16 protein-coding genes, 2 tRNA genes and 1 riboswitch are annotated in these 24706 nt (G+C 65.7%); of the genes, 6 read left to right on the forward strand and 12 right to left on the reverse strand.

Translation table 11 applies throughout. The features are described from left to right. Window positions 1-15: 15 nt before the first annotated feature. Window positions 16-465: a CBS domain-containing protein gene (locus tag ASD94_RS01840; RefSeq protein WP_056637791.1), complete on the forward strand. Its 450-nt coding sequence runs from the start codon at window positions 16-18 to the stop codon at window positions 463-465. A gap of 64 nt (window positions 466-529) precedes the next feature. On the opposite strand, the gene ASD94_RS01845 is transcribed toward ASD94_RS01840, so the two are convergent. After that, window positions 530-2701: an EAL domain-containing protein gene (locus ASD94_RS01845; RefSeq protein WP_235510548.1), complete on the reverse strand. Its 2172-nt coding sequence runs from the start codon at window positions 2699-2701 to the stop codon at window positions 530-532. 288 nt (window positions 2702-2989) lie between these two features. Next, window positions 2990-4561, reverse strand: coding sequence for a caspase family protein (locus tag ASD94_RS01850; RefSeq protein ID WP_056637794.1), 1572 nt, complete (start codon window positions 4559-4561; stop codon window positions 2990-2992). 117 nt (window positions 4562-4678) lie between these two features. Between ASD94_RS01850 and aroC the strand changes: the two genes are divergently transcribed. Beyond that, on the forward strand, window positions 4679-5776 hold the full coding sequence (gene aroC / locus ASD94_RS01855; protein WP_056637797.1) for a chorismate synthase: 1098 nt from the start codon (window positions 4679-4681) through the stop codon (window positions 5774-5776). Between the two features lie 36 nt (window positions 5777-5812). Continuing rightward, entirely contained in the window at window positions 5813-7618 is a 1806-nt protein-coding gene (locus ASD94_RS01860; RefSeq protein WP_056637800.1) for a bifunctional UDP-sugar hydrolase/5'-nucleotidase, read from the forward strand. Window positions 7619-7651: 33 nt separating this feature from the next. Here ASD94_RS01860 and ASD94_RS01865 read toward each other — a convergent pair whose 3' ends face one another. The 4 genes from ASD94_RS01865 to ASD94_RS01880 all read right to left on the reverse strand — a co-directional run bounded on the left by ASD94_RS01865 (window position 7652) and on the right by ASD94_RS01880 (window position 11662). Next, the gene (locus ASD94_RS01865; protein WP_056637803.1) at window positions 7652-8554 is read right to left on the reverse strand and encodes a DMT family transporter; all 903 of its coding nucleotides are present in this window, start codon (window positions 8552-8554) and stop codon (window positions 7652-7654) included. Window positions 8555-8828: 274 nt separating this feature from the next. Continuing rightward, window positions 8829-9278 carry a transcriptional regulator NrdR gene (nrdR, locus tag ASD94_RS01870; protein ID WP_015013541.1) on the reverse strand — a complete coding sequence of 150 codons (450 nt, stop codon included), beginning with the start codon at window positions 9276-9278 and terminating at the stop codon, window positions 8829-8831. A 21-nt stretch (window positions 9279-9299) separates the two neighbouring features. After that, entirely contained in the window at window positions 9300-10544 is a 1245-nt protein-coding gene (gene glyA / locus ASD94_RS01875; RefSeq protein ID WP_056637808.1) for a serine hydroxymethyltransferase, read from the reverse strand. Between the two features lie 35 nt (window positions 10545-10579). Then, window positions 10580-10733, reverse strand: a riboswitch (ZMP/ZTP riboswitch). A gap of 83 nt (window positions 10734-10816) precedes the next feature. Continuing rightward, a complete protein-coding gene (locus ASD94_RS01880) occupies window positions 10817-11662 on the reverse strand; it encodes a lytic transglycosylase domain-containing protein (RefSeq protein WP_056637811.1) in 846 nt (281 codons plus the stop codon). A 950-nt stretch (window positions 11663-12612) separates the two neighbouring features. Here ASD94_RS01880 and ASD94_RS01885 point away from each other — a divergent pair. Continuing rightward, window positions 12613-15384 carry a DUF349 domain-containing protein gene (locus ASD94_RS01885; protein WP_056637815.1) on the forward strand — a complete coding sequence of 924 codons (2772 nt, stop codon included), beginning with the start codon at window positions 12613-12615 and terminating at the stop codon, window positions 15382-15384. A gap of 145 nt (window positions 15385-15529) precedes the next feature. On the opposite strand, the gene ASD94_RS01890 is transcribed toward ASD94_RS01885, so the two are convergent. Both ASD94_RS01890 and ASD94_RS01895 read right to left on the reverse strand, forming a co-directional pair. Beyond that, a tRNA-Leu gene (locus ASD94_RS01890) sits at window positions 15530-15614 on the reverse strand. 195 nt (window positions 15615-15809) lie between these two features. After that, a tRNA-Leu gene (locus tag ASD94_RS01895) sits at window positions 15810-15894 on the reverse strand. Window positions 15895-15913: 19 nt separating this feature from the next. Here ASD94_RS01895 and rnr point away from each other — a divergent pair. Beyond that, window positions 15914-18241 carry a ribonuclease R gene (gene rnr, locus ASD94_RS01900; protein ID WP_056637818.1) on the forward strand — a complete coding sequence of 776 codons (2328 nt, stop codon included), beginning with the start codon at window positions 15914-15916 and terminating at the stop codon, window positions 18239-18241. Between the two features lie 218 nt (window positions 18242-18459). On the opposite strand, the gene ASD94_RS01905 is transcribed toward rnr, so the two are convergent. Next, on the reverse strand, window positions 18460-19425 hold the full coding sequence (locus ASD94_RS01905; protein WP_056637821.1) for an alpha/beta fold hydrolase: 966 nt from the start codon (window positions 19423-19425) through the stop codon (window positions 18460-18462). Between the two features lie 124 nt (window positions 19426-19549). Between ASD94_RS01905 and ASD94_RS01910 the strand changes: the two genes are divergently transcribed. Next, complete coding sequence (locus ASD94_RS01910) at window positions 19550-20290, forward strand: AraC family transcriptional regulator (RefSeq protein ID WP_056637825.1); 741 nt, start codon at window positions 19550-19552, stop codon at window positions 20288-20290. A 3-nt stretch (window positions 20291-20293) separates the two neighbouring features. On the opposite strand, the gene ASD94_RS01915 is transcribed toward ASD94_RS01910, so the two are convergent. From ASD94_RS01915 to ASD94_RS01925, 3 genes are all read right to left on the reverse strand, one after another. Then, on the reverse strand, window positions 20294-21835 hold the full coding sequence (locus tag ASD94_RS01915) for a bifunctional ADP-dependent NAD(P)H-hydrate dehydratase/NAD(P)H-hydrate epimerase (protein ID WP_056637830.1): 1542 nt from the start codon (window positions 21833-21835) through the stop codon (window positions 20294-20296). A gap of 84 nt (window positions 21836-21919) precedes the next feature. Beyond that, window positions 21920-23152, reverse strand: a complete 1233-nt coding sequence (locus ASD94_RS01920) for an FAD-dependent oxidoreductase (RefSeq protein WP_056637833.1) — start codon at window positions 23150-23152, stop codon at window positions 21920-21922. 51 nt (window positions 23153-23203) lie between these two features. After that, on the reverse strand, window positions 23204-24559 hold the full coding sequence (locus tag ASD94_RS01925; RefSeq protein ID WP_056637836.1) for an amidase: 1356 nt from the start codon (window positions 24557-24559) through the stop codon (window positions 23204-23206). Window positions 24560-24706 lie beyond the last annotated feature (147 nt).

Genomic DNA, 24706 nt, shown 5'->3' on the forward strand with positions numbered 1-24706 from the left:
CGGAGACTCCGCACCATGAAAGTCAGCGACATCCTTCGCGTCAAAGGCAACACCCTGTACACCGCATCGCCGGACGAGCCGCTGGCGGGTGCCGTGAGCCTGATGGCCGAGCGCGACATCGGCTCGCTGGTGGTGATGGAGCATGGCGATCTGGTGGGCATGCTCACCTTCCGCGAAGTGATCCAGGCGCTGGTCAAGAACGGCGGCAGCGTGGGCACGATGCTGGTGCGCACGGCCATGGACGATGCGCCCCTGACCTGCACGCTCGAAACCGACATGGACGAAGTGCGCCGCATGATGCTGGACCGCCACGCGCGCTACATGCCCGTGATGGACCGTCGCATGCTCATGGGCGTGATCAGCTTCTATGACGTGGCCAAGGCCGTGGTGGACAGCCAGAACTTCGAGAACAAGATGCTCAAGGCCTACATCCGCGACTGGCCCGAAGAAGAACCCCGCCCTTGAGCACTTGAGACCGTTTACCGGGCGCGCACTGCGCTTGTGCTACCCACCCGGGGCCGGAGCTGGGTCAGCGGTAAGGGCTCGGCGCCTGGGCGCATAGCCAGGCCTCAATCTCATCGGGTGGTAGCGGCTTGCCGAACAGGTAGCCCTGCATCACCGGGCAGCCATGGGCCTGCAGCCACTGCTGCTGGCCGGTGGTCTCCACCCCCTCGGCCACCACCACCATGCCCAGGCTGTGGGCAATGCTCAGCACCGACACTGTGAGGGCGCGCGCCGTGGCGCTGGTGGTGAGGTCCTGCACAAAGGCCATGTCTAGCTTGAGCTCGCTGATGGGCAAGCGGTGCAGATAGCTCAGGCTGGAGTAGCCGGTGCCAAAGTCATCCAGCGACAGCTTGAAGCCCTGCTGGTGCAGCGCTTCGATGTTCTGCAGCGTGACCGGCCGCGCATCCATCATCACGCTCTCCGTGATCTCCAGCAGCACGTCGCTGGTGCGCAGGCCATGGCGTTGCAGTGCATCGCCGATCTCTTGCGCAAACTCCGGCCGGTGAAAGCTGCGGCCCGACAGGTTGACGGCCACACAGGGCACGTCGTGGCCTGCAGCACGCCAGGCCGCCAGCTGCCTGCAGGCTTCGTCCAGCAGCCACAGGGTCAGCTCATGGATCAGCCCGGCGTCTTCGGCGACGGGGATGAACTGCGACGGCGGCACCATGCCCCACTCGGGGTGATTCCAGCGCGCCAGCGCCTCCACACCGTGCAAGGTGCCGGGTGAGCTGCTGAGTACCTGCGGCTGGTAGTGCAGCGTCAGGCTGCGCTCGGCCAGCGCGTGCTGCAGCGCGCGTTCCAGCGAGGCGCGCTCCTGGGCGTGCCGATTCATCTCGGCGCTGAACAGCTGCAGGCTGTGGCGATGGTCGCTCTTGGCCTGGTGCATGGCCTGGTCGGCATGGCGCAGCAGGGTGTCGATGGTGTCGCCATCGTTCGGAAACATCGCAATGCCGAGGCTCGCGTGGGGCACATGGGTCTGCCCCAGGATGTCCAGCGGCTGGGCAATATCGTGCAGTACGCGGTGGGCGCTTTGCACCGCCTGTTCGGTGGTGCACTCGGACAGCAGCAACACAAATTCGTCGCCCGACAGGCGTGCGATCAGGTCACGGGCACGCAGGCCCTGCGTCAGGCGCTGGGCCACTGCGCTCAGCAGCGCATCGCCGGCTGCGTGCCCTTGGGTGTCGTTGACCTGCTTGAACCGGTCGAGGTCCAGGAACAGCAGGGCGCCTGTGTGGTTGCCCCGGCGCAGGTCGGTCAAGGTGCGCTCTGCGCTGGTGCGAAAGAGGGCGCGGTTGGGCAAGCCCGTGAGTACGTCAAAAAACGCCAACTGGTGGATGCGCTGGTGCGTGCTGTCGCGCTCGATGGCCAAGGCGCACAAGTGCAGGCACACATCGACAAGGCGCCGGTGCAATGCATCGGGTGCGCGTGGCTCGCGGAAATAGAACGCAAAGGTGCCAATCGGCTGACCCCGGTGGTCCCGGATCGGGCTGGACCAGCAGGCGCGCATTCCGCTCGGTGCAAACAGTTCCCAGTAGTCGGCCCAGAGCGGGTCCGTCGCCATGTCGGTGACCACCACGGGCTCGTTGCGGAACGCTGCGGTGCCACATGACCCTGCCGTAGGGCCAATGGCCAGCCCGTCCAACGCGCGACTGATGTCAGCTGGCAGGCTGGGCGCTGCCAGCGGATGCACTCGGCCCTGGGCATCCACCGCCAGGATGGTGGCGGTGACCTCGGGGGCAATGCGTTCGACCTCGCGGCATACCAGCGCCATCAGGTCGGGCAAGGGCAGTTCATTGACCATGCCTTCGAGCACCCGCGTCTGCAGCACCTCGTGCATCTTGGTGAGCGTGATGTCGGTCAGGATCGAGATGGTGCCCCCCGGGCCCCCGGTGTCCTCATCGGACGCGTTGATCACCAGCGACACCCAGCGCGGCTGTCCTGTCTTGCTGTACAGGAGCGTGTCGGTACGGAACTGGCCGTATGCCAGCACGTTGGAGCGGATGCTCTCCAGCAGATCGGGGTTCGAGTGCGGACCGAGCAGCACCTCGCTCAGGAGCTTGCCCAGTACCTCAGCGGGCTGGTGGCCAAACAGCCGCGAAAAGCCTTGGTTTACATACACCACGCGTTTGGCATGGTTGGTCAACACGATGGCGTTGTCACTGGCGTCCAGCGCCCGTCGCAGCGGCGCGTCAGCCACGGGGGCGGGTGCAGAAGTGCGGGGCGGCAGTGTTGGACCCGGAGAGGGCGGCGCTAAGGCGGGCATGAATGTCCCAGAAATCGATGGTGGATGCTAGCAAGCGCACATGGGCCTGCCAAGCACGATGTGTCCAGCATGTGCTTTTTTGTGCTGACGAGGGCTGCGTGGCGCAGGCGTGATGGGCGTGTGCAAGGCGCGTGGCCTCCGGCCGGTTTGAAAGTGCACAGAGAAGTCGTCGTACTCCTGAGCCCCGATGGGAAGTATGTTTTCAGAGGGGGCGCACCCGACTCACCGGGGCTTGTGGATGCGTACCACTTCGCGTGTCCAACTGCTGTCCCTGGTCACTCCGTTAGGGAAGCTGATTTTGGCTTGGCGGACATATTTGACGATGAGTCCTCCGTTGTTCACCCAATAGGTGATCTTGCCCGACAGACCTCTGTACGTGCGCAGGCTGGCTTCAACGCGGTAGGCGTTCATGGTGCCGGCGAGTACGGTTATTTGTTCGTACGCAGTCACCTTCATCTCCTGCTCTATCCATCCCACGCCGCCGGTCGGCGTCGGGAGTGATTTGGGCATTGTTTGCTGTGAACGGCTGGTCCACCGCTTGCCGATCTGAAACTCATCGGCGGGCAGGGTTTGAAGGGGTGGGTCGAATTCAATGCCCATGTCGTTGCGCACAGTGCCGCCGGCCAGAGTCACAATTTGCTGGCCGTTGTTGATCTCGACAAAGCCATCTTTGATGGCTGTGACGCGCAGCGTCTCCCGACGTGTTTCCAGTCCCGTGAGGTAGTCGCGGTAGATGTACCCGATCTCGTCGCCCACCCTCGGGTTGCGCTGCGTGGAATGGCGCCCCTGTAAGGGGGTTGGGGTGACCTGGGGTTTGGAGATCTGGTCCAGCCTGCTTTGGGCCGCTTCGCTGACCATTCCGTTGGGGTAGGCCTGCAAAAAGGCGTAAAAATCGTCGGGATCGCGGGAGTGCTTGATGCGGTCCCATTGCGCTTTCTCGCGGACAAACATCTCGTCGCGCTCTTGTGGCGGCGGTTTGGGCGTGGGGGCGGCGGCAACCGCTGTGCCCACGCCCCGGCCGTCGTTGAACACAAAATCGTCTTCCAGGCTGGTGCTTTCCCAGGGAATCTGGTTGCCCCGGCTCTTCTGCCGTACCTGAAGTCGCACGCGCTTGAAGACGTCCTCAATGCGCGCGGTGGGCTTGGCCAGCTCTTGCAGCAGATAGGTGGTGTACAGACCGTTGCTGCCTTCCCCATCCTCGGCGATGTTGCCGGGCGCGGTGGCATAGGCGAGAAAAGTGCCGGGCACGGCATCGAGCTGCGCCAGCCCCTTGACGGACGCCGTACCCTCAAAGGGATTGTTGCGGCAGGCATCGAGGACCAGGATATTGACGCGATTGCCGGCTTGCTTGAAAGCGTTGATCACCGAGTCCACATCGACCGCCTGAGCCACGACCTCGGTCTGGCTTCTGGGACGTGCGTCGACGGGCACCATGTAGTTGCGCCAGTCAATCTGGACTCCGTGGCCCGCGTAATACAGCATGCCCACGCCGCCCTTGCCCTGGAGGCGCTTGCGCACATCGTCAATGGCCTCGGTCATTTGGCTGCGCGATCCATCACGCAATTCCAGCACCTGGAAACCCAGTGTACGCAGTTGCTCCGACATCGCCTTTGCATCGTTGGCGGGATTGGCGAGGGCTGCGGACCCGGAATACGCTGAGTTGCCTATCACCAGGGCAATGCGTATGTCCAGAGGGGCGTTGGCGTGTGCGGAGGCCGCCAGCGCACCCAAGGCCACCAGCGCGCGGGCCAGAAGCCGTTTTGCGTGCAGCGATGCTGCGAAAGCTTGGATCAAGGGTGGCCTCCCATCTTGCTCTCGGATTCACTATATCGTTCGTGCGGGCGTTCGCCAATTGGAGAAAGGCGCGGCCGATGCGTCCTGAATGCTGCGCGTCTGGAATAATCCCGCCCCATGAGCGGCAACACCATCGGTACCCTATTCGCTGTCACCAACTTCGGTGAATCCCACGGCCCAGCCATTGGCTGCGTGATCGACGGCTGCCCGCCCGGCATGCCTCTCGCTGAAGCCGACATCCAGGCCGACCTGGACCGGCGCCGCCCTGGCACCAGCCGCCACGTCACGCAGCGCAACGAGCCCGATGCGGTGGAGATCCTCTCCGGGGTGTACGAGGGCAAGACCACTGGCACCCCCATTGCCTTGCTGATCCGCAACACCGACCAGCGCAGCAAGGACTACAGCAACATCGCCGAGAGCTTCCGCCCCGGCCATGCCGACTACACCTACTGGCACAAGTACGGCATCCGCGACCCGCGCGGCGGCGGCCGGTCTTCCGCCCGCCTGACGGCGCCTACGGTGGCTGCAGGTGCCGTGGCCAAGAAGTGGCTGGCGCAGCAATATGGCGCCGAGTTCCGCGCCTGCATGACGCAGCTGGGCGAGCTGCCCATCCCGTTCGAGAGCTGGGACCATGTGCAGAGCAACCCCTTCTTCGCCCCCGTGGCCGACGTGCAGCAGTACGAGGATTACATGGACGCCCTGCGCAAGGCCGGTGACTCGTGCGGTGCCCGCATCCGGGTGCAGGCCACGGGCGTGCCGGTGGGCCTGGGCGAGCCGCTGTATGACAAGCTCGACGCCGACATTGCCCACGCCATGATGGGTTTGAATGCCGTGAAGGGCGTGGAGATTGGCGCGGGCTTTGCCAGCGTGGCCCACCGGGGCACCATGCACGGTGACTCGATGACGCCCCAGGGCTTCCGCACCAACAACGCCGGCGGCGTGCTGGGCGGCATCAGCACCGGGCAGGATCTGGAGGTGAGCATCGCCATCAAGCCCACCAGTTCCATTATCAGCCCGCGCGAGTCCATCGACATCCACGGCAAGAGCACCGAGGTGATCACCAAGGGCCGCCACGACCCTTGCGTGGGCATCCGCGCCGCGCCGATTGCCGAAGCGCTGCTGGCGCTGGTGGTGATGGAGCACGCGCTGCGCCACCGTGCCCAGTGCGGCGATGTGGTGCCGCCCGTGCCGCCGATCCAGGCCTCGTTTCTGTAACACCAACTCCCACCGTCCCAGGGGCGGTCCCTCTGTATGAGCAACCGCTTGTTCCGGGCCTTCCGTCGCCGGGCGTTGGCCGCCTTGGCGGTGCCGCTGTGGCTGGCTGGCTGCAGCAGCATGGCGCCCACCGCCCCTGCAGCGGGCAGCGCGCCGGCCCACATCGACATCACCCTCATCGGCTTCAACGACCTGCATGGCAACCTGGAGCCACCCCACATGGCGCACCGGGTGCAAGGGCCCACAGGCCCCGTGCTGGCACCTGCCGGGGGCATGGCTTACTTCGCCAGCGCCATGGCAGCCCTCAAGGCCCAGTCGCCGCACCATGCGGTGGTGTCAGCGGGCGATATGGTGGGTGCCTCGCCGCTGGTGTCGTCGCTGTTCCTGGACGAGCCCACGATCGAAGCGGTCAATCGCATGCAGATCGACTTCAATGCGGTCGGCAACCACGAGTTCGACCGGGGCTGGCGCGAACTGTTGCGGCTGCAGAACGGCGGCTGCGAGAAATTCACCTCGCGCGAGCCCTGCCGCATTAGCAAGCCTTTTGAGGGCGCCCGATTTGGCCTGCTGGCCGCCAACACGGTGCGCGAGGACGGCCGCACCCTGCTGCCCGCCACGGGGCTCAAGCGGTTCACCGAAGACGGTGTCACCATCACCATGGGGTTCATCGGCCTCACGCTGCAGGCCACACCCACCATGGTCAGCCCGTCGGGCGTGGCCGGGCTGCGGTTTGAGGACGAAGCGGCCACGGCCAATGCGCTGATTCCCCAGCTCAAGGCCCAGGGCGCCGATGTGATCGTGGTGGCCATCCACGAAGGTGGCGGCACCACAGCGGGCGTGCAGGAGACCAGCTGCGCGGGCCTGTCGGGCGATATCGTGCCCATCCTGGAGCGGCTGGACCCGGCCGTCGATGTGGTGGTCTCGGGCCACACGCACCAGGCCTATGTGTGCGACTACAGCCGTGTGAACCCGGCCAAGCCCTTCCTGCTGACCAGCGCGGGCCAGTACGGCACGCTGCTCACCGACATCCAGCTGCGCGTGGACACCCAGACCCGCCGCGTGGTGAGTAAGACGGCGCGCAATGTGGTGGTGCAGGGCGAGGCCTTCACGGGCGCCCAGGGACTGGTGCCGCTGACCACTGCCGTGCCGACGTTCCCTGCGGACCCTGGCGTGCAGAAGATCATCGACACCTACCGCGCCGCCGCCATTCCGCTGGCCCAGCGCCCGGTGGGCCAAGCCCAGGGGGCTATGCGCCGTCAGCCCAACACGGCGCTAGAGAGCGTGTTGGGCAATTTGGTGGCAGACGCCCAACTGTTGGCCACGCGGGCGCCCGAAGACGGTGGCGCGCAGTTGTCGTTCATGAACCCTGGCGGCCTGCGTGCGGACCTGGTGCCGGATGAACAAGGGCTGGTGCGTTACGGCCAGCTGTATGCGGTGCAGCCCTTCGGCAACCAGCTGGTGATCAAGACCTTCACGGGCGCGCAGATCCGCGCCGTGCTGGAGCAGCAGTTCGCCAGCGGCGGCAACACGGTGCAGCGGCCCCGGGTGCTGTCGGTGTCCAGCGGCTTCAGCTACCGGTACGACCTGAGCCAGCCCGCCGGGGCGCGCATCAGCCACATGGTGCTGAACGGTGTGCCGGTGACCGATACGCAGTCAGTGCGCGTGGTGATGAGCAGCTTTCTGGACAGCGGTGGTGACAACTTCACGGTGCTGACGCAAGGCCAGGACCGGCGCGTGGGCGAGCTGGACCTGGATGCGCTGGAGGCGTACTTCCGGCTGCAGAGCCCAGTGGCACCGCCCGCTACCAACCGCATTACCCGCGTTGCGCCTGCCTCGCGCTGAGGCGCGCCAACCGGGCGCCCTCGCTCGGAGAGGCTAGTCGGCTGTGCGGCGCAACGCACCCAGCCATTGCAGCGGGTTGAAGCCGGTGACCAGCCCGGTCGCCACCAGCACCAGCGCGCCGCCCCAGAGCATGCCCGGCCCCAGGGCCTCACCCAGAAAGACATGGCCCCAGGCCACACCAAACAGCGGGATCATGAAAGCGGAGCTCATGGCGGCTACGGGTGAGACATGCTTGAGAACCCGCAGGTTGAGCCAATACGCCAGCCCCGAGGTCACGACGCCCATCACGGCCACGGCGGCCAGCGCTTCTGGAGTGAAGCGCGCGGCAGGCAAGGTCCATGCAGCGCCCGGTAGCAACAGAACCAGTGCTGCTGCATGGATGCCTGCTGCGATCGACAGCGGTGACATGCGCTGAGTCGCACGCTTCATCCAGGTGGTGGAGGTGCCGTAGCAGGCCGAAGCCGTCACGCAGGCTGCAGCAGCAGTCAGCAGCGCGGGCGTTGGCTCCACTGGCCCCAGCTGCACGATCAGCGCCACCCCAGCAAAGCCGCAGAGGCAGCCGGCCCATTTGCGTGCGCTCAGCGTGTCTTCCTTCATCCACGCGGCGGCAATCACGCCAAACGGCACGGCCATGGTGTTCAGCAGCGAGCTGTAGCCCGCTGGCAGGTGCAGGGCCGCCCAGGCGTACAGCAGAAAAGGCGCTGCTACCGTCAGCGTGCCCAGCCCCAGCAGCTCGCGCCAGTGGCGCCAGGGCCAAGGCTCACCCGCCCAGCGCATGATGCCCATCAGCGTGAGCGTGGCCAGGCCAATGCGCAGCGCGGCCATCACATTGGGGCCCAGCACCGGACTGGCAACGCGAATGAAAAGAAAGGAAGCGCCCCACAGGGCAGACAGCAGCACCAGCTGCAGGAAATGACGGGTTTTCACCGCGCGCATTGTCAGGCACCTTCGTGGTGCTTGCAGGCGTGTGGTAGAGCCGTTTTGATGCAAAAACCGCCTGAAGCGCTAGTGCATCATGTCGTGATAGCTATGAAATTAATAGCATTCGCAAAGTAGCTTGTGCGACATGCTCTAGGGCCAAGGCCGAAGCCGGGAATTTGCAAAATGTGCCGGTAGCTACAGGGCTGCATCGAGCAGACCAAGTAGCCGCGTGGGGCTCAGGACGGGAAACGGCAGGCGTTACCGCAAGGGCTGGCCCAGCGTGCGTGCGCTACTTGCGCACTTCATCGACCATGGCACGGAAGTCGTCGATGTCTTCAAAGCTGCGGTACACGCTGGCAAAGCGGATGTAGGCCACCTTGTCGAGCTTCTTGAGCTCGCGCATCACCAGCTCGCCGATGCGGCTGGAGATCACTTCACGCTGCCCCAGGTTGAGCAGTTTCTCTTCGATGCGCTCAATGGCGCTGTCGATCTGGTCGGTGCTCACGGGCCGCTTGCGCAATGCCAAGTTGAACGAGCCCAGCAGCTTGCTGCGGTCGTATTCAATGCGCCGGCCGTCCTTCTTGACGATGGCCGGAAAGTTCACTTCCGGCCGCTCGTAGGTAGTGAAGCGCTTGTCGCACGCGCCGCACTGGCGGCGGCGGCGGATGAAGACCCCATCCTCAGACACCCGCGTTTCAACGACTTGCGTTTCGAGGTGGCTGCAGAAGGGGCACTTCATGGGCGCAGAGAACCGGCTTGCTTAGCGGTAGACCGGGAAACGCGCGGTCAGGGCGTTGACCTTGGCGCGCACGGCGGCGATGTTGGCTTCGTCGCGGGGGTTGTCCAGCACGTCGGCGATCAGGTTGGCCGTGATGCGGGCTTCTTCTTCCTTGAAGCCGCGCGTGGTCATGGCGGGGGTGCCAATGCGCACGCCGCTGGTCACCATCGGCTTTTCAGGGTCGTTGGGGATCGCGTTCTTGTTGATGGTCATGTGGGCGGCGCCCAGCACGGCCTCGGCTTCCTTGCCGGTAATGCCCTTGGCGCGCAGGTCCACCAGCATCACGTGGCTTTGGGTGCCACCGCTCACGATGCGCAGGCCGCGTGCAGTCAGCGTCTCGGCCACCACCTTGGCGTTCTTGGCCACCTGTTCCTGGTAGGTCTTGAACTCGGGCTGAAGTGCTTCCTTGAAGGCCACGGCCTTGGCGGCGATCACGTGCATCAGCGGGCCGCCCTGCAGACCAGGGAAGATGGCGCTGTTGATGGCCTTCTCGTGCTGTGCCTTCATCAGGATGATGCCGCCGCGCGGGCCGCGCAGGCTCTTGTGCGTGGTGGAGGTGACCACGTCGGCGTGGGGCACGGGGTTGGGGTACACACCGGCGGCGATCAGGCCGGCGTAGTGGGCCATGTCCACCATGAAGATCGCGCCCACGTCCTTGGCCACCTTGGCAAAGCGTGCGAAGTCGATGTGCAGGCTGTAGGCCGAGGCGCCGGCGATGATGAGCTTGGGCTTGGTTTCGTGGGCCTTCTTTTCCATCGCTTCGTAGTCGATGGCTTCGTTGGCATCGAGGCCGTAGGACACCACGTTGAACCACTTGCCCGACATGTTCAGCGGCATGCCGTGCGTCAGGTGGCCACCTTCGGCCAGGCTCATGCCCATGATCGTGTCGCCGGGCTTGAGGAAGGCCAGGAACACGGCTTCGTTGGCGGATGCGCCGCAGTGCGGCTGCACGTTGGCGGCTTCTGCGCCGAAGATCTGCTTGACGCGGTCGATGGCCAGTTGCTCGGCCACGTCCACATGCTCGCAGCCACCGTAATAGCGCTTGCCGGGGTAGCCTTCGGCGTACTTGTTGGTCAGCTGGGTGCCTTGCGCCCACATCACGGCGGGAGAGGCGTAGTTTTCGCTGGCGATCAGCTCGATGTGGTGCTCTTGGCGGGCGTTCTCGGCCTGGATGGCGGCAAACAGCTCGGGGTCGGTTTGTTCGACAAGAATTTTGCGGTCGTACATGATTGGCAGTCCTATGAACTTGTGTCCCTTGAAACAAGGGCTGCCCAGGCGAACGGCTGAACGCATGGGGCAGGCCCCCTGCGGCACGCTTCCCAGTGGTTCACAAGAAGTAGGTTCTTGCTGGTTTCCACGTCAGCGGCTGCATTCAGTGGCTGAATGCAGCGCCTATCGCCAGTCGCGTACCCCGGTAGTGTAGCCGACACGGCACCGATGGCGCGCATCCCAACCGCTTGGCGCAATGGCCCTTGCCTGGGGGCCGGATTGCCTACTTTTCAGAGGCCAGGCGTCAACAGTGCGACCTTGTCGCTGGTTCCCACGGAAGGCGTGGTGCGGGGCGCCACTGCAGGGATGCTTTGCACCGGAGCTTGGGTAGACAAAGAGGGCGGAGGATTGAAGGGCACTGCGCGGCCACCGGCCACCTGGCGCAGGCGGAAATGCTCCGCCATCACCTTGGCGGCGTAGCCGCCATCGTCGGCCATGTTGCCGGCGCCCACATAAAAGCGCAGGCCACCTTCCAGCGAGCCGGCACGGGCGATGCACTCTTGCAGCACCTTCACACCGACCCGCAGGTTGCTGACCGGGTCGAAGGCGGCAAAGTGGCCGCCAAAGTTCTGGTACTTGTCGGTGTGCACGCGGGTCATCACCTGCATCAGCCCTTGGGCGCCCACTGCGCTTTCGGCAAACGGGTTGAAGCTGGACTCGATGGCCATGATGGCCAGGATCAGGGTGGGGTCGATCTTGGCCCGGGTGCCAATCTCATAGGCCTCGGCCACCAGAGCGCTCAGGGGCTCGGGAGCCACGCGGTATTTCTTGCTGAGCCAGAAGGCCACGGCAGCCTGCTCCTTGGGCAGGTCTTTGGGGTTCACAGCCGTCGCGCGCTCGCTGGCTTCGGGTTCGATGGGCATGCCCAGCATTTCCACTTGGCGGGCTTGCAGCCAGTTCATCAGTTGCTCTTCGCCAGCCTGGCGCAGATCGGGCCGTGCCGTGAGCGCAATCACGACAAAGGCAACGGCCAAGCCGATGAGGGCAAAGCTGTTGTGGGTGATTTCAAGAAAACCTTCGGTCACGTCGGCCGCGAAAGTTCGCACGCCGGAGACTATTTTTCTTGACGCTGTCATAGCTCTTCCTTTCTGAGGCGGGTCAGTCAAGCGGTGCAGTCGCGGTGGACTGGGCTTTGCTGGCAGATCGCCTGGATTGGTACGCCATCAAGTCCGGGCTGCACGTCTGTGGAGTGCTTGGCGCCTGGATTGACTTAGCCGGGTTCGGCAGCGATTGGGGTTTGTACTAGCCCTGTTTTTAGGGCTGGCGGATTCTAGAAGCTCACTAAATGCATAGTCAATACTAACAAGTGATTTTTTTAGACATAAAAATTATGAAAAATATGTAAAAAATCACAGTTTTTGGGCCTGAAGGTATGGTTTTGCGCTACGGACGACCGACGGGTGGCGGACATCAAGATGTCAAATTCAATCGGGCGTTCTGCTGCCATTGAGAATCCGATTTGAGTTGGCGAGGCGAGTTTGATAAGGTGGAGGCGCCTGTAGATTTCAGGCATCGCCAGACGAAGCGAAGTCTCCCTCCGAGGGCATTCAGTGCCAAGGTGCAGCAGATGCCGCTTCCATGGCAACCCCTGGAGGCAATACCTTGCCTCCTCGCCGTGCGGACCTTTATCTCCGCATTGCGACCGATGGCAAAGACCGTTGTGTCAGCCGTCAAGCCCGGCGGGCAGGCCCCTCAGGCACTGCTCGTCGGGCTTTCTTATTCGTGCCGCCCGGGGGGCGGGTGGGCGGCACGGTCTTATATATAGATAATGGGGGCTGTTCCCTAGAGCGGCGACCCATCGCCCGGAGTGTCGGGCGCGCCCTGGCAAAGGTTGATTTCCGGGGCCGTCTGCCTCGCAGGGCCTTGTGCCAGATCACCTGTGGGTGTTGATGCAGCACCCTGTGGCAGCCTGGTGGCCCAATCCGGTGAAAATAGCTCCCTTGTTGCCCTCGCGTGCGCATGGTGCGGTCGCTCGGGCATGGCCCCAGGCCCTGCGCTTGGGACGCCTTCGTTATCCATTGGATCCATGTTTCCATTTTTTTCCCGCAGCAAAATGTCCGACGCACCTGAAGTGAATCCGGCCCCGGCCAAAACCCACGAGCCGCACCCGCTCGATGCGCTGACCGGCGGCGCTTTTTCTGCCGCCACGTCGGGTGAGCGCGCCTCTCGCATCCGCGACTGGCTGGCCACGCAGCCAGCCCCCGAGCAATTGCAGGAGGTGTTCAAGGAGCTGAGCGGACGTGACAAGGGCGCAGCCCGCGCCGTGCGCGAGCGCCTGGACGAAATCCGCCGTGCCAAGGGGCAGGAAGCCATTGCCGCGGAATGGGCGGACAAGGCCCAGGCCCTGCTAGCGGCCCCCAAGCTCAATATTGCAGATGCCCTGGCCTGGCAGCGTGATGCCGCGAAGGCCGGTGCGCCGCTGTCGCGCGAGCCGCTGTCACTGCTCAAGGTGCAGGTCGCGGACCGGGTCAAGGTGATCGAAGACCTGCAACACCGCGTTCAGGTGCAGCGCGAGGCCGCCGTGCTGCTGGCTCAGCGCATCGAGGTGCTTTCCACCAAGCCCTGGCGCGATGCGCAGGCCGCGCTGGAGCTGCTACGTGCTGATGTGGCACGTTGGCAGGAGCAGGCCCAGGAGCTGACAGGTGACGCGAGCTGGGCGAGTGTGGAGGCGCGTTTCCCGCCGCTGCTGGATGCTTCGCGTACACAGCTTTTGGTGGTGTGGGAGGCTTTTCAGCCCGCGCTCGCACAGGCCGTCGCCGCCGCCGAGGACGTCCAAGCGCCGCTGCCACCCGTGCCGGTGTGGGCAGACGAATTGCGCGCCGCACGTGGTCTGCCCACGGAGGCTGCGGCCGCTGCTGCGGCGTCTGCCGCCGCCAGCAAGCCAGCGCGTGTTGCCAAGCCCAAGGTGTCGCCAGAGGTGATCGAAAAGGCCCACCAACTGGTGCGTGATGCGTTGGCAACCCTTGAAAAAGAAACCGCCGAAGGTCACGGCAAGGCCAGCGCCGGCGCCGCGGCCGCACTGCGTGCCGTGCTCAAGATCCATGGCAAACACATTGACAACGCTCTGGAGCAGCAGGTGCACACGGCCCTGGTGGCTGCGGGTGAGCTGGAAGGCTGGCAGCGCTGGAGCGCAGACCAGGTGCGCGAAGACCTGGTGGCCAAGGCTGAGGCTTTGCTTAGCCGCCCCGAGGGTCAAGCCCTGGGTGGCCGCAAGATGCAGGAGACCTTGCGCAATCTGCGAGACCAGTGGAAGCAGGCGGACCAGGGGGGCGCGCCCAACCATGCACTGTGGAAGAAATTTGACGAAGCCTGCAACGCGGCGCACAAGGTGGTCGAGACCTGGCTGGACAAGATCCGCGCTGAAGCGGCCGAGCACAAGGCCCAGCGCCTGGCGTTGATCGAAGAGGTCAAGGCCTGGGCGCAAGAGCACGCTGCATCTGGCGACTGGAAGGCCATCAACCGCGCGCTGTACCAGTTTGGCGACCGCTGGCGCGAGGGCGGCCATGTGGGTGAAAAAATCTTTGCCGAACTGCAGCCGTTGTGGAAGCAGGCCATTGCCCTGGCCGCAGCGCCACTGGAGGCAGCGCAAAAGGAAAGCCTGGCGCGTCGCCACGCGATGATCGACGAGGCCACCGCACTGGGCGCTGCGCCGTCGCTGCGCATCGATGCCGTCAAGGCGCTGCAGCAGCGCTGGCAGGCTGAGGCACAGACTGTGCCGCTGGACCGCAAGCACGAGCAAAAGCTGTGGGACGCTTTCCGCAAGCCCATTGACGAGGCGTTCAACCGCAAGTCGGCGGATCGTGATCGCGCTGTCACTGAGCTGAGTGCGCGGGACCGCGTGGTTCTGGACGCATCCAAGGCCCTGGAGGCTGCCAACGCCACTGGTGATGCGCAGCAGATCCGTGCCGCCATGCAGGCGCTGGAAGCCGCATTGCGCGGTCAGGCCCAGGCGGCGGAAGCCGTTGCCACGGCCAACAAAGATGCCCAGTCACACGCAGAAGCGCAGGCGAATGCCGGTCCGGCCGCTACCGCAAGCGGGGCTGATGGGGCTGCAGATGCGGCGGAAGGGGGCGACGTTGCTGCCCCTGCGCCTGCGCCAGCACCTGCGGTCCCCAAGCCTGCCGCGCGACCTGTTGTCGCTGTGCGTGGGGACGACCGCCCTGGCATGAAGAAAGACGCTCCGGTGGCCCCTGGCCGTGGTGCGCGCCCTGGCGACCGCCGCGATGGTCGTCCTGGCGACCGCGACGGTGCCCGTGGCCCCCGCGCGGAGGGTCGCATGGGTGATCGCGCCGACCGGGGTGGCCGTTTTGGTGATCGCCCGGCGTTCGAGGACCGGGGCCCTCGTCTGGGCGACACGGCGTTCCGCGCTCAGCGCGAGGCCATGGAGCACGCGCAGCTGGCACTGAAGAAGCTGGCCGCACAGGCCCATGGTGAAGCCCTGACCCAGTTGTTGACGGCGTGGGAGAAGCGCGATGCAGCGCTGGTGCCCGGTACGCAGGACCTGGGCTCGGGCGTCACGCCATCGGTGCGCAGTGCCTGGACACAAGCGCTGTCGGCTGCGCCCAAGGGGGATGCAGGTGAAGCGCTGCTGCGCCTCGAAATGGCGGCTGAGGCTCCAACGCCTGCGGAGCACATCTCCGCGCGGCGCATGCTGCAGCTGCAGTTGCTCACGCGTCGCAATGACCCAGCACCTGCCCAGACCTGGGGTCAGGATGTGGCGCGCGTGCTGGCGAGCACCAACGATGCTGCGAACGCGCGCCGTTTGCAGAATGTGCTGAAGACGCTGCTGCGCAAGTAACCGAAGGGTGGTGGGCACGCGCATGCAGGTGCGTGTGCTCGTGGCGCTGCACACAAGACGAGATCGCTGCTGGCGGTTTCGTTTTTTTTCTTTGGCGGGCCGAAAACAAAAAAGCCGTTGCAGTTGCAACGGCTTTTTATGTGTTTGGTGCCCAGGAGAGGACTCGAACCTCCACGATGTTACTCGCTAGTACCTGAAACTAGTGCGTCTACCAATTCCGCCACCTGGGCTTTCAGATCAGCCTCGAATTATAGGACAAGAAATTAGGGCTTCCGGAAAGTTTTCAAAAAAATATGCCGAGCGCTTCAAAGAGGCCAAATAAGAAGCCGTCGGCAAGCGATGCCATGTGCATCGACAATTAAAAAAGCCGCTGTTGCTACAGCGGCTTCGATATTTTGAAAACCATCACTGGTTCTCGTTAAACTTGGTGCCCAGGAGAGGACTCGAACCTCCACGATGTTACTCGCTAGTACCTGAAACTAGTGCGTCTACCAATTCCGCCACCTGGGCATTTCAGGAAAGACTAAGATTGTATAACAAAAAAACCACCCCCGGCACGCAACCGGCAACACATTTGTCGCAAGAGATCGAAGGCAGCGTGCAAGGGCACCGTGATGGACACGGTTTCGTCATCCGCGACGATGGCGAAGGCGACATCTATATCCCCCCCAACGAAATGCGCGCCGTGCTGCACAAGGATCGCGTGCGCGTGCGCATCGTGCGGCAGGACCGCCGTGGCCGCCCCGAAGGGCGCGTTGTGGAAATCATCGAGCGTCCACCCCAGCCCATCATTGGCCGACTGCTGCAGGAAAGCGGCGTGTGGCTTGTGGCCCCCGAAGACAAGCGCTATGGCCAGGATGTGCTGATCCCCAAGGGCGCGACAGGCGCCGCGAAGCCGGGGCAGGTCGTGGTGGTTGAACTGACAGAACCCCCAGCACTGTTCGGCCAGCCTGTGGGCCGCATCACCGAAGTGCTGGGCGAGGTGGACGACCCCGGCATGGAGATCGAGATCGCGGTGCGCAAGTACGGCGTGCCGCACGAATTCTCTGCCGAGTGCCTGGCGCAAGCTAAAGAGTTGCCTGACAAGGTGCGCGCTCAGGACAAGAAGCGCCGCGTGGACCTGACCGACGTGCCCCTGGTCACCATCGACGGCGAGGACGCCCGCGACTTCGACGACGCCGTGTACTGCGAGCCCGCCAAGGTCGGCCGCAGCAAGGGCTGGCGCCTGCTGGTGGCGATTGCGGACGTGAGCCACTATGTGGAGACCGGCAGCGCCATCGACATCGACGCCTACGACCGCGCCACCAGCGTCTACTTCCCGCGCCGCGTGATCCCCATGCTGCCCGAGAAGCTGTCCAACGGCCTGTGCTCGCTCAACCCCGAGGTGGAGCGCCTGTGCATGGTCTGCGACATGCTGGTCACCGCCAAGGGCGAGGTGCACGCCTATCAGTTCTACCCGGCCGTGATGTTCAGCCACGCGCGCTTTACGTACACCGAGGTCGCGGCCATCCTGGCCAACACGCGCGGCCCCGAGGCCAGCAAGCGCAAGGACCGCGTCAAGGACCTGCTCAACCTGCACGACGTGTACCGTGCGCTGCTGGTGGCGCGCCAGGCGCGCGGCGCCGTGGACTTTGAGACCACCGAGACGCAGATCGTCTGCGATGAGAACGGTCGCATCGAAAAGATCGTGCCCCGCACCCGCAACGATGCGCACAAGCTCATTGAAGAGGCCATGCTGGCTGCCAACGTGTGCAGTGCCGACTTCATCGCGCAGGGTGGCCAGCCCGGCCTGTTCCGCGTGCACGAAGGCCCCACGCCCGAGAAGCAGGAGATCCTGCGTAACTACCTCAAGGCCATGGCCGTGGGCATGACGATTGGTGACGACCCCAAGCCCGCCGAGTTCCAGGCGATTGCCGAGGCGACCAAGGAGCGACCCGACGCCCAGCAGATCCATACCATGCTGCTGCGGTCCATGCAGCAGGCCATCTACACGCCCGTCAACAGCGGCCACTTTGGCCTGGCGTTCGAGGCTTACACGCACTTCACCAGCCCGATCCGGCGTTACCCCGACCTGCTGGTGCACCGGGTCATCAAGGCCATTCTGGGCAAGACGAAGTACGCGCTGCCCACCTTGCCAACGCCCGGCGAAGCCCATGCCAAGCTTGCCAAGCGCCTGGCGGCGCGCGTGGCCGCCCCTGGCACCAAGCCGCGCAAGGATGTGAAACCTCCGAGCCGCGATACCCAGGCCTGGGAGGCTGCCGGCCTGCACTGCAGCGCCAACGAACGCCGCGCCGATGAGGCCAGCCGCGACGTGGAAGCCTGGCTCAAGTGCAAGTACATGCGTGAGCACCTGGGCGAGGAGTACAGCGGCGTGGTCAGTGCCGCGACGAGCTTCGGCATCTTCGTCACGCTGGATGCCATGTACGTCGAAGGCCTGGTGCACATCACCGAGCTGGGTGGCGAATACTTCAAGTTCGACGAGGCGCGCCAGGAGCTGCGTGGCGAGCGCACTGGCATCCGCTATGCCATCGGCGCGCGGGTGCGGGTGCAGGTGAGCCGCGTCGATTTGGACGGCCGCAAGATCGACTTCCGCCTGGTGCGCGAGGGCGAAGAGCTGCTGGGCCGCGCGCTCAAGGACAAGGGAGCAGGGGCCGAGGGCTCTGGCGCCCGCAAGGCCGGAGGGCGTTCTGGGGGGCGCAAGCCCGAGAAGGGCGCGGGCCCGTCGGCCACCGAGCAGGCTGGTCTGACCCGCGAGCGAGCCGCGCGTTCGCCCATTCAGTCGCTCAAAGCATCGGTCAAGAAGGCGGTGGCGGGCAAATCCAGCAAAGGCAAGGCGCGCAAGCCACGCAGGGGCTGACGGTGCCGGGCTGGCGGGCTTGCAGTCCGTCGCCCAATGTGCTCCTTATTTGATAGCTGCTGGTGTATATACAACGTGCACTAGCGGCTATTTTTATTGATAATTGCGTGCTTGACGACCCATCTGCTTGCATGGGCATGAGCCCATGCAGCGCATTCAAAGCATCCACTCACCTCCAGCGCACTCCAATGCGATCACCAAAAGGCCTGGAACAGGCTCTAGGGGGACCCCGCCTGGTCTAGAAAGCGCGCATACCGTTGGGCCGTTTCGGTGGGGGCTTCCATCATGGGCAGGTGGCCGATGCCCGGCAGCCCTGCGATCTGCGCCTGCGGCAACCGCTGCTGCACCGTCTGCAGGCCTGATCGGTCGAACACGCGGTCACTGTCGCCCCACAGGACGAGGGTGAGGTGTTGCTGCAGGCGGACCAGGTGCTGGTCCAGCAGGTAGCGGTCTTTCAGCTGCGCGTCCCACAGGCGGGTGTTGGACGCAGCGTTGCGCAGCGCGTCCTGCTCGGACGCGTGCAGGATGGGGTAGGGCAGGTAGGGGCGCTTTTCAAACACCAGATCCATCATGGCGCCGAAGGCTGCGGCATCGTGCGCCACCAGTGGTCGTTGCCCGGCGTCGATGAGGCGGTCCATGGGGCTGGGCTGGGACGAGCGGATGCCGTGGGGTGCGCCGATAAAGGCCACGCTGGCCACGCGCTCGGGGTACTGCAGGGCAAAGAGCGCCGCGATCGTGCCGCCCATCGAGTTGCCCGCCAGATGCACTTGCGCCAGGCCGAGTGCGTCCAGAAACGCGGCCAGGCGCGTGATGTGAGCGGCGTAGTCGTAGGCCTGGTCGTCCCGCCGCGTGCTCTCGCCAAAACCCGGAATATCTGGGGCAATCACCCGGTACTGGCCGGTGAGCGGGCGCGCAAAATCCACCCAATGGTCCTTCTCCGCAAAAATGCCGTGCAGCAGAACGATGGGCGCGCCGCTACCTTGGCTCGGCGCAGGGTTTCGTGGCGTGCCGTTGTCAAGGTAGTGGATGGTGTGCATCGCCGCGTCGATGGTTTTTTCTTCCATGCCCGACAGATACCGGTTGGCGCTGAGCAAGGGCTCTTTGAACAGCGAAGGCGCCCCGTAGTAAACGCTCGTCGTGCCCAGTACCAGTGCCGTTGCAAAAGAAATGGCGGTGCGTTTCAAGAAGCGTTCTCCAGGAAGGTGGCGGTGTGCATGCCAGGGGACCGTTGCTACAAGACCTGCGCGGCCCATGGCGAGAGAGGCAAGGCTAAGGAGATCGCGGAGAAAAAACTTGCAGGTTTGGGCTATGCCGGCACGCAACACGCTGACTCTGGGCGCTGACCGGGCACTCTACGTCGGAGAGATCCCGGCCACCGGCTGGCACTGCCATGCGTCGCCGGTGCTGCTGATGGGGCTCTCGGGCCGGTTCGCGGTGCACTGGGGGCCTGGGCGTGTGGAGACCTGCCACAGCGCGTTGGTCGATGCCGGCGTGGAGCACGTGTTTGACCCCCTTGGCGAGGTAGTCGCCCTGGTGTACCTGGAGCCCGATGCACCCGAGGCGCGCGGCCTGCGAGGGCTGTTCGGGCAAGAGGGTGGCGTGGTGCTGGATGTTGCAGCCCCTGTGGGTTCGCGCAGTGCCATAGAGGGCTATCTGCACCACTTCGATCTACCTGCCTTGCTGCGTTGCCCGCTGGACCGCGAGGTTGCGCCACTGGACCCACGGGTGGCGCGCAGCCTGCATGCGCTGCGCCATCCGCAGGCGGGGCGGCTGGAACGGGGTGACCTGGCCTCGGGCGTCCAGCTTTCAGCGTCGCGTTTCAATCACCTGTTTCGCGCCGAGATGGGGGTGAGCTTGCGTAGCTATCGGGTCTGGTCTCAGGTGCGGCTGGCGATGGCCGGGCTGGCCGTGAGTCCGCGTCTGACCGATGCGGCGTTGCACGGCGAGTTTTCTGATTCGGCCCACTTCAGCCGCATGTTCCGGCAGACCTTTGGCATGACGCCGTCGAGTGTGCTCAAGCCGCTCAAGCAAGTGACCTTGCTGGCCTAAGGTTCAGCCAGCGGCCACACGCCGCGCCAGTGCACTCGCGGTCAGGGCTTGCCCTGCGGGCCACGCGTCGGCCGTCTGGCCGTGCTGGTACGCGGCTTCGCTCGCCGCGCGCAACGCGCTGGCGCCAGCGGCCAAGTGCGCGCCCACCATGCCCGCCAGCACATCGCCCGTACCCGCCGTGGCCAGCCGCGCATTGCCTGTGGGGTTGATGGCCGGGACGCGGTCGGGTGCGGCGATCACGGTGCCCGAGCCCTTGAGCACGGCCACGCAATTGAATTGGTCAGCAAGTTGTTGCGCTGCATCCAGCCGGTCGGCCTGGACTTCGGCGGTGGTCAGGCCCAGCAGGCGGGCTGCCTCCAGCGGGTGCGGTGTGAGCACCGTCGATTGCCCGTGCTGACCGCGTGCCACCACCAGCGCGTGCAGTGCGGCCTGGGTGGCGATGGTGTTGAGCGCGTCGGCATCCAGCACCAGGCGGGCTGCGCGGGTGATGACATCGGGCAGCACGCGAGCGATGGCCTGGCCACCGCCACAGCCGCAGACGACGGTGAGCTGTTCCAGTGCCAGTGCGTCGAAGTGGCGCAACATCAGCTCGGGCTGCTGCAGGTCCAGTTGCAGGTGCCCATCGTCCAGCAGGGCCACAAGCACCCGGCCCGCACCGCTGTGCAGAGCGGCTGATGCGGCTAGCAAGGCGGCGCCCGCCATGCCCATACCGCGTGCTGCCAAACCCTCGCCACCCACCACGGCGACATCGCCATAACTGCCCTTGTGGCTGGCATGGGCGCGGGGGGCGGGCAGGGCGGGGCCGGAGAGCCAGGCGTTGGGCGGCTCATGCCCGGGTTCTACGCCCAGATCATCCAGCCAGACATGGCCTGCTGCGTCCCGCCCGGCGGCGGTGAACAGGCCGGGCTTGAGGGTGAGCAGGCTCAGCGTGTGGCGTGGCGGGGGCGCGTGGTGGTGCAGATGGTAGGGCTGGTGGGTTTGGCTGTCGGGCGTCAGGCCTGCGGCAAATTGGCCGGTGTCCGCATCCAGCCCGCTGGGCAGGTCCACGGCCAGCACGGGGGCCGAGCTGTGGTGCAGGGCTTGCAGACAGGCCAGGAGTCGGGCATCGGGCGGGCGTGCAGGGCTGTGGGGTGACGACGAAGCGCCAATGCCCAGCAGCGCATCGATGCACAGGTCGTTGGTATCCAGGTCGTCGGGTGCGGTGTCTGCCCAGGCCACGCCTGCATTCCGTGCGCGCTGCCAGGAAGCTCTGGCGTCGGCCGGGGCCTTATCGGGCTGGCCCAGCCAGGTCACTACCACTTTGCGGCCACTGCGTTGCAAGTGCATGGCAGCCTCCAGCCCGTCACCCCCGTTGTTGCCAGGGCCGCACGTAATCCACACGGTGCGCGCGTGGGGTGCCAACGCCTGGGCCAGTTGCGCGACGGCCAGGCCGGCGCGTTGCATGAGGGTGTGTGGGGGCAGGGCGGCCGCGGCCGCTTTTTCCAGGCGGCGTGTGGCGGCCGTGTTGAACAGGGGATGGGGCTGGTGGGGGGTGATGCGGTGCATGGGGCGAGGGCAGGGTCACTGCAAACGGCAGGCGCCTGCCATTGTGCGCCGCCGCTTCCCGCTTTGAAAATATCCCAGGCGGGGTCAGAACCGCCGCATGCCCAGCCCGTCCAGCGACACCTCGGGTTCGCGTTGCGCGATCAGGTCGGCCAGCGCCCGGGCACTGCCGCAGGCCAGGGCCCAGCCGCCTGCGCCGTGGCCGGTGTTGAGCCACAGGCCCGGCACGCCGCTGGCGCCCACCACCGGGGCTCCGTCGGGCAGCATGGTGCGGGCGCCGCGCCAGATCTGCAGGTTGGATGACAGCTGGGCGCCGCCGGGGAACCAGTCGTTGAGCGTGCGGTACAGGCGCTGCAGCGTGGGGGCGTGGTGCTCGGCATCGGCCCCCGCCAGTTCAGCGCCGCCCGCAATGCGCACGCGCTGGCCCAAGCGGGTGATGGAGATTTGCTGGCCCGCATCCACCACGCTAGCGCGCGGGGCGTGGGTGGATTCGCGAAGCGGAGCGCTCACGGAGTAGCCGTACACAGCCGCCATGGGCAGGCCCAGGCCCAGTGCGGGCAGCAGCGTGGCCGAGGCCATGCCCGCGCACAGCACCACGGCATCAAAGCGGCGCAGGTCGGCCTCTCCCTGCAGCGCCACGCCCGTGGGGCTGGTGCCGACGCGCTCCACCCGGGTGTTGAACACAAACTGCACGCCCGCTCCCTGGATGCCCTGGCGCAGCAGCTGGGCGAACAGGCGGCAGTTGCCCGCGCGCGCATCGGGCAGGTGGATGGCGCCCGCCAGCGGCGCCTCGGGCGACAGGCCGGGCTCGATCAGGCGTGCCGCATCGGCGTCGATCTCGCGCAGGGCCACGCCGCTGTCGCGCAGCACTTGCAGCGCGGGCTGCAGGCGGGTGCGGTCTTCTTCAGTGCGCAGCAGCACCAGGCGGCCGTCGCTGGCTTCAAAGTCCAGCTCGTGCTGGCTGGCAATGGTCTGCAGGCGCGCCTGACTGTATTGCGCCAGGCGCTCGACAGCGGCGGCCGGGGCGCTGTCGCTGCGCGCCGTGCTGCGCCAGCGCCGCAGCCAGGCCCAGTTGGCACGGGTCAGGCCGCCTGCCACGCGCAGGGTGGCCTGTGCGCCCATCAGCCGCAGCGGCTGGCCGAAGCCCGGCAGCGCCCAGGGGCTGAGCAGGTGGGGCGCCAGGAGCCCGGCGGTGGCAAAGCTGGCCTCCTCGGCGGCCGCGCTGCGTTGTTCAAACACCGTGACTTCATGGCCGTCGCTGGCCAGTTCGTACGCGGTGGTGACGCCGACAATGCCGGCGCCCACGATGGCAATCTTCATGAATTTGGGCGTTTTTGGCTCCTGCGCTAGTGAATCATGCGCTGGTAGCTATTATTTTTGTAGTGTTTGCTCGATTTGCAGGCTGATGTTGAGCACCGTGTCATCCCTGAGCGCCCCGTGCCAGACCATCAGCCCGACCGGGAGTTCCCCTTGCACATGGCAGGGCAGCGACAGCGCGCAGCCGTCCAACAGGTTGACCACGCTGGTGTTGCGCAGCAGCAGGTTGTTGACACGGAAGAACTCGGCGTCGCGGGCTGCGTCCTGGGCCTTGTCCACGCCATCTGCAGGGGCGACATCGGCCAACAGCGGCGCCACGATGGGCACGGTGGGGGACAGCAGGGCGTCGTACGGCTCCATGTCGGCGAGCATGCGGGCGATCCATTGCTGGCGCGCCTGCAGCAGGTCGATGTATTCCCAGGCCATCAGCGTGGCGCCTTTTTCGATGCGCATGCGCACCCGGGGGTCGTAGCGGTCGCCTGCGCGCTGCAGCAGCGCGCGGTGCCATGCGTAGGCTTCGGGGGCGGCGAAACCGTAGGCGGGCTGCTCCAGCACAGCGGGCAGGGCGATGGTGTCGATCTGGGCGCCCGCCTGGCGCAAGGCTTCCACACTGCGTTCAAAGGCGCGCGCCACGGGGGCGTCCAGCCCGTCGAGGAAGAGGGTGGATGGCACGGCCAACCGGTATTGCGACAGCGGCGCCAGACTGCGCGTCACGCGTCGGGCGGCCAGCACCTCGTGCGCCACGATGGCGTCGCGCACGGTGCGTGTCATGGCGCAGGCAGTGTCCAGGGTGGTGGACAGCGGCACGGCGCCGGCCGTAGGCACCAGGCGGGCCGTGTTCTTGAAACCCACAATGCCATTGAGCGCTGCGGGAATGCGGATGGACCCTCCGGTGTCCGACCCCAGCCCGATGAACGCCGCGCCGGTGGCCACCGACACCCCAGCGCCGGACGACGACCCGCCGGGCACACGCGGCGCGCCGGGCAGGGCGCCGAAACGGGCGTCCCAGGCAGCGGGCGTACCGTAGTGGGGATTGACGCCCACGCCGGAGAAAGCGAACTCCACCATATTGGTGCGGCCGATCAGGCTGGCACCCGCTGCGCGCAGGCGGGCCACGGCCGGGCAGTCCTCGGCGGCTGAGGGAGCGTCAGCCAGCGCGGTGGAGCCCGCCGGGGTTGGTTGCCCGGCGATGTCAAACAAGTCCTTCACCGACACAGCCAGTCCGGCAAGAGGCAGCTGGGCCACACCCGGCTGCACCGCCGTGGTGCGTGCTTCATCAAACAGCGTGCGGACAAAGCTGTGGGCGTTGGAGGCAGCCTGGGCGGCGTCGATACAGCGCTCCAGCTCGGCGGGCGCGGTGGTGGCGCCGTCCCGCAGTTGCTCACGGGTGGCGATCAGGTCAGGAAGCATGGGTGTGCTAGAATCTTTGGGTTTTGCTGGGAGCAGTAGCGCAGTGGTGCAAAGTTTGCACAACCCGCGTGGCCGCTGCGGCAAGACCAATCGCAAAGCAGCCCTGTCAAGGTGTTGCGGTGTTCGTGAGGATCACGGCACTGCAAA

Source organism: Acidovorax sp. Root70 (genome assembly GCF_001428225.1).
In the GTDB taxonomy this organism is placed as follows: domain Bacteria; phylum Pseudomonadota; class Gammaproteobacteria; order Burkholderiales; family Burkholderiaceae_C; genus Acidovorax.

What these genes read in the sequence shown, in the direction of transcription:
- ASD94_RS01840 (WP_056637791.1), top strand. Translation starts at nt 16, where the DNA reads ATGAAAGTCAGCGACATCCTTCGCGTCAAAGGCAACACCCTGTACACC.
- aroC (WP_056637797.1), top strand. Translation starts at nt 4,679, where the DNA reads ATGAGCGGCAACACCATCGGTACCCTATTCGCTGTCACCAACTTCGGT.
- ASD94_RS01860 (WP_056637800.1), top strand. Translation starts at nt 5,813, where the DNA reads ATGAGCAACCGCTTGTTCCGGGCCTTCCGTCGCCGGGCGTTGGCCGCC.
- ASD94_RS01865 (WP_056637803.1), bottom strand. Translation starts at nt 8,554, where the DNA reads ATGCGCGCGGTGAAAACCCGTCATTTCCTGCAGCTGGTGCTGCTGTCT.
- nrdR (WP_015013541.1), bottom strand. Translation starts at nt 9,278, where the DNA reads ATGAAGTGCCCCTTCTGCAGCCACCTCGAAACGCAAGTCGTTGAAACG.
- glyA (WP_056637808.1), bottom strand. Translation starts at nt 10,544, where the DNA reads ATGTACGACCGCAAAATTCTTGTCGAACAAACCGACCCCGAGCTGTTT.
- ASD94_RS01880 (WP_056637811.1), bottom strand. Translation starts at nt 11,662, where the DNA reads ATGACAGCGTCAAGAAAAATAGTCTCCGGCGTGCGAACTTTCGCGGCC.
- ASD94_RS01885 (WP_056637815.1), top strand. Translation starts at nt 12,613, where the DNA reads ATGTTTCCATTTTTTTCCCGCAGCAAAATGTCCGACGCACCTGAAGTG.
- ASD94_RS01910 (WP_056637825.1), top strand. Translation starts at nt 19,550, where the DNA reads ATGCCGGCACGCAACACGCTGACTCTGGGCGCTGACCGGGCACTCTAC.
- ASD94_RS01915 (WP_056637830.1), bottom strand. Translation starts at nt 21,835, where the DNA reads ATGCACCGCATCACCCCCCACCAGCCCCATCCCCTGTTCAACACGGCC.
- ASD94_RS01920 (WP_056637833.1), bottom strand. Translation starts at nt 23,152, where the DNA reads ATGAAGATTGCCATCGTGGGCGCCGGCATTGTCGGCGTCACCACCGCG.
- ASD94_RS01925 (WP_056637836.1), bottom strand. Translation starts at nt 24,559, where the DNA reads ATGCTTCCTGACCTGATCGCCACCCGTGAGCAACTGCGGGACGGCGCC.